At 60.3% G+C, this 4,657-nt stretch carries 5 protein-coding genes; 1 reads left to right on the top strand and 4 read right to left on the bottom strand.

Annotation, left to right across the window (positions count from 1 at the left end; all coding sequences use genetic code 11):
* Positions 1 to 164 precede the first annotated feature (164 nt).
* The 4 genes from JCM12296_RS46555 to JCM12296_RS32440 are packed head-to-tail and all read right to left on the bottom strand — an operon-like array spanning position 165 to position 4,339.
* On the bottom strand, positions 165 to 770 hold the full coding sequence (locus JCM12296_RS46555; protein WP_246805226.1) for a response regulator: 606 nt from the start codon (positions 768 to 770) through the stop codon (positions 165 to 167).
* Positions 771 to 823: 53 nt separating this feature from the next.
* The gene (locus JCM12296_RS32445; protein WP_054701815.1) at positions 824 to 3,493 is read right to left on the bottom strand and encodes a PAS domain S-box protein; all 2,670 of its coding nucleotides are present in this window, start codon (positions 3,491 to 3,493) and stop codon (positions 824 to 826) included.
* Positions 3,493 to 3,651: a hypothetical protein gene (locus tag JCM12296_RS39350; RefSeq protein WP_157068109.1), complete on the bottom strand. Its 159-nt coding sequence runs from the start codon at positions 3,649 to 3,651 to the stop codon at positions 3,493 to 3,495. The genes JCM12296_RS32445 and JCM12296_RS39350 overlap by 1 nt, the downstream gene beginning before the upstream one ends.
* A gap of 1 nt (position 3,652) precedes the next feature.
* Positions 3,653 to 4,339, bottom strand: a complete 687-nt coding sequence (locus JCM12296_RS32440; protein WP_054701813.1) for a PhnD/SsuA/transferrin family substrate-binding protein — start codon at positions 4,337 to 4,339, stop codon at positions 3,653 to 3,655.
* Positions 4,340 to 4,474: 135 nt separating this feature from the next.
* On the opposite strand from JCM12296_RS32440, the gene JCM12296_RS39345 reads away from it, so the two are divergent.
* A partial coding sequence (locus JCM12296_RS39345) for a hypothetical protein (protein ID WP_157068108.1) occupies positions 4,475 to 4,657 on the top strand: 183 nt, incomplete at its 3' end.

Raw genomic sequence — 4,657 nt, 5'->3', positions numbered from 1 at the left:
GGATCAGGTCCGGTCGTTTCCGCTCCGCCGCCACCAGTGCCATCCGGCCCCGTGGAAAGGCGGCCACGCCATATCCCCGTTGCCGCAGCATGGAACTCAGGATTTGAAGATTTTCAGGTGTATCATCAATAACCATAATGGTTTCGGAATGCATGTATGGCTCCTTAACTTGCCGAATGCAGCGATGGATGACCGGGGCTGTCGCTTGCCGCCGGAAGTGACGCCAAGAGTTCCAGCAGCTCCGTGTACGCAAACCGCAGGGAGAGTTGTCCCAGGTGTTCCTTCAGACCCGTGTCGATTTGCGCCACGTCTACCAGCAAATGCTCGAACTGGGTCATGTCGCCAAGCTCGATGGCCTCCTGGAGAGCCTCGCGCAACGCACCGGGCAGGCCCTCGGCCATGGCCGATCCAGGCCGCGGCGGGGGATCGGATGCCGCCGGCTGCGATACGGCATGGCTGTATACGTAGGTAAGGTTGCACAGGTGTTGGATCTTGTGGAGGAATTCGGCGATATTATACGGCTTGGCGATATAATCGTCCACACCGGCGTCAATGGCCTGTTGACGGATCTCATCGGTGGTGACGCCGCTGGCCGTTACCACAATGATGCGCAACTTCGTGCCGCCGGGCAAGCGGCGCAGCTGTCGGGACGCCTCGTACCCGTCGATCCCCGGCAGGCGTACATCCATGAGCACCACGTCCGGGGGGGAATCGACCACCTGGGCCAGGGCGGCCTCGCCGCTATCGACCGCTTGCACCGCGAATCCGATTTGAGTCAGGAACCGTTGAAGCAGTTGGCGGCTGACCGGGTCGTCCTCGACGATCAGAACGTGAACGGGTGGCTGGCCGGGTTGCAGCCCCTTGACCTGAGGTAGGTTGTCATGGGAATCGGCGGCATTGTCGAGAAGCAGCGCACGGCCGGCCGGAAAGGTAAAGCGGAACACCGCCCCTGTTCGCTTTCGCTGTGCAGCAACACCAGGTCGCCCTCCATGCTGCGGGCATAGGCGCGGCTGATGGACAGTCCCAGCCCGGTTCCCTCCGCCGCGCGTTGGCCGCTGGCGGTCTGCTCGAACGCCTGGAACAAGCGTGCCTGCTCGGCGGGCGCGATCCCGGCGCCGGTATCGGCCACGTCAATGGTGATGCGCCAGTGCTCTGGCCCGCCGGCCAGAATACGCGTGTGCAAAGAGACCTCTCCATGATCGGTAAACTTGACCGCATTGGCCAGCAGGTTGACCAGAATCTGGCGAATCTTGCCCTGGTCGGCGACGATCGGGCCCGGCAGCCCCCCGCTGCTGGTCATCCTGAAGTTCAGGCGTTTTTTCTGGCAAGCCAATTGGAACATCGACTGGACATCATTGAGCAACCGATCGAGATTCATAGGGGCATTCTGGAGCCGGACATGCCCGGCTTCGATCTTGGACATCTCCAGCACGCCGTTGATCAACCCCAGCAGGTGATCCCCGCTGCGGTTGATCGTGCGCACCTGCTCGAGGTGCTCGGCAGAGAGGGACGGATCCTGCTGGAGCAGTTGGGAGTATCCCAGGATGGCATTCAGCGGGGTGCGGATTTCGTGGCTCATGTTGGCCAGGAAAACACTTTTTGAACGGTTGGCCGCCTTGGCCTCCTTGGCCAAGATTTTGGCCTGGACAATGGCCGACGTCAGTTCCTGATTGACGCGTTTCAAGGCTTCCTCGGCGGCGATCCGGCTGCTGATGTCGATGAAACACTCCAGAAGCTTTTCCCGTCCCTGGATGACAATGCGGTTGACGGTTTTCAACACCGGCAGATGGGCGCCGTCATGCTGGATCAAAACGCGGTCGGAACTGTCCACCGTCTGGCCGCAGTCCATGATCGGGCACTGGCCTTCCTCGGCCGGGCAGAGGAACTGGTGGCAGCGGTTGCCGATAATCTTTTCCACATCCCAGCCGAAAAGCTTGGCCGCCGTGGGATTGACCCTCTCGATCAAACGCGTTTCGGCGTCGACAATCACCAGTCCCACCGGCATGCCTTCCATGAGCGTACGCTGAATCAGCCCCTTTTCCCGTAGCGTGGCCTCCATCCGTTTACGCTCGGTGATGTCCTGAAACGCCGTCACCGCACCGATGACCGTCCCCTTTTCCAAAATCGGCCGGCTGGCCACTTCGACGGCCAGAACGGAGCCGTCCTTGGTGATGTAGTCCTCTTCGCCGTCGTACGGTTGTCCCCGGCTGATCCGCTGGCAAAACGCGCATGACCGTCCGCAGGCATCTTCGCTGCAAGGTTTGCTGAAAAACCAGCTGTGGGCGGACTGGCCGACCAGATCGTCGGCCGCATAGCCGAGCATGCGGCAAGCCGCCGGATTGATCCGTAGAATAACGCCCTGGACATCCATCACATAGACCCCCTGGGCCAGGGTATCGGTCATCACCTGAAGGTTGCGCTGCTCGCGAACCAAAGCGGCGGTCCGCCGGCGCAACCCCATCACGAGGGTCGCGATCAATCCCAGGGCCATGGCCGCCGTGAGCATGTAGATGATGAACTCATCCCGGATGGTCGCGAGAAACCGGTCGGGGGTATAGGCGATCAGATAGGCACTGAGATGATGCGCCACGTCACGGACCGGAAGCAGGGTCACCAGAAAGTAACGCGATCCGGTTTGAATTCCCAGGGTGGCGGCAACCCCACGCGTCATGGCCGACTGCACCGTGGGATCGTCTCGCAATTGGGCGTTGATCGATGTGGCCCCGCCGGAGAGGTTCGGCATGTTTTCCCCCGGCCCGTTGCCATCGCGCTCGATAACGAAATCAGGGTGAATCACGGCAGATTGATAGCGCCAGCGCTGATCCTCGAAAAGACAGGGCAGGGTATGCTGACGATGGAGCAGGAACTGATACTCCCGGTTGGGCAGCAACCGGGCCATGCTATCGCGAATGGCCCGAGGCGTTACACTGGCCTCGACGCTGCCCAGGTGTCGCCCCTGCCAGAGCATCGGATAGACATAGCGGAAACTGGAACCTGACTTGCCAACCTCGAAGCCATACACCAGCCGTTTCTCGGCGTTGGCCAGCTGCACCGTATGACGAAAATCCAGAAGGGAATCGCCGTAGCGGTCGGGTTGATGAAAACGCAGGTAGCTGGTACCATCGGCCTGATGAAAATGCAGCTGCAACAGGTTGTTGGCCCGCATGGCCGCGTACTGGGGATAAAGCCAGCGGTAGAGCCGACCCTTGGCCAATGCGCGCTGCGCCCCGGTGGATGTCACCCCGTCGTCGAAGACTTTGAGGATATCCGGGCGGCTGATGATGTTGGCGTAGAAGCCATCCATGGCGACCCGGTACATCTCGATGCTGGCCTCAAAGGCGGTGGTCAGGATCTGTTGCTGCTGTGCGTTATGCGCATCCTGCTTGTGGATACGGTTGAAATACAGGAAAATGGCCAAACCCATGGCCACCGAGCCGAGCACCAGCACGACGAAGGGGGTATTATCCATCAGCCGTTGCGCACGCGGTGTCATCAGAAATTGCCCTTCATGGGAATCTGGATAGCTTCGATCATTTCCCGCACCGCCTGATAGTCGGCATCCGCGGCCGGCACCGCGCCATGGCGGATGTTGTTTCCCCAGGCCTGCAACAACACCCCGTCGGGACCGTCGGGCGCGAGCGCCGTCAACACGTCACGGATCTCTGCGATCCGTTGCGGCGCCAGTCCGGGTGTTGCCCACCAGCGCGAAGCCCGGCAGGGGCAGGGTTTCGGCTACGATATTCAGCCCCATGTGGGCGTATTTGCACGCAATGGCGGTTTTGAGGCCACCGGCATCGAAATCCCCGCGGATGACCGATAGCGCCACTTCATCGTGTTTCTTCAGGTAACGGTACAGATTCTGTTCGATATTGCTGCCCATCCAGTGCATCAGCCGGGAGGTGGAGAGGTAGCTGCAGGTGGAGAACGGCTGGGTCAGCGCGATGCGACGGTGATGGGCCGATTGGGGGTCGAAAACATTGTCCATGAACGAAACCAGGGCACAGGTATATTCGGCCCGGCCACTGCTTTCGCAAAAGCGCACAATCGGCTCGGCATGGGCGAAGGTCGCCCGCAGCTCGACATAGGGCAACGGCCCCAGGTAGGCCAGATCCACCCGGGACTGCCGAAAGCGTTCGAGTACATCGGCATAGCTGTCGCAGTAGTCGTAGACGATTTTCACTTCAAGGCGCTGCTCGAGATAGTCGGTCATGGGTTTGAATTGACCGAACACCGTCTCGCGATTCTGCATGGGCAGCGGAATGAAACGGATCGTTTCGGCGTGAGCGGGTTTGAAGCCCGTCACGAAAACGACCATCAGAATGAAAAAAACACGCCGCATACGCTTGGACACCCCCTTGCCAATGGATAACGCCTTCCTCTAAACGCCGGCACGCTTCCGGCTGTTGAGGATTATCGGCTGGCAGTGAGCGATCTTGAAGCTTTATCGCCGATATGATGCGAGGTGAAAGGCGTATTGAAATATGCTAATGCATCAATCACCATGACCCACGATAATCCGCAAACCAGCAGCACCTCTTCGCTTCCCATTGAAACGGTTCTGCCCTCCCTGGAGGCGGCCCTCGACCGTCATCGGGCGGCCGTGTTGGTGGCGCCTCCCGGTGCCGGCAAAACCACTGTCGTGCCCCTGGCGCTTTTG

It is taken from the genome of Desulfosarcina cetonica JCM 12296 (assembly GCF_001311845.1).
GTDB classification, from domain to species: domain Bacteria; phylum Desulfobacterota; class Desulfobacteria; order Desulfobacterales; family Desulfosarcinaceae; genus Desulfosarcina; species Desulfosarcina cetonica.
Note: the sequence above shows the minus strand (reverse complement) of the source record. Positions and strands in the feature narration are given on the sequence as shown.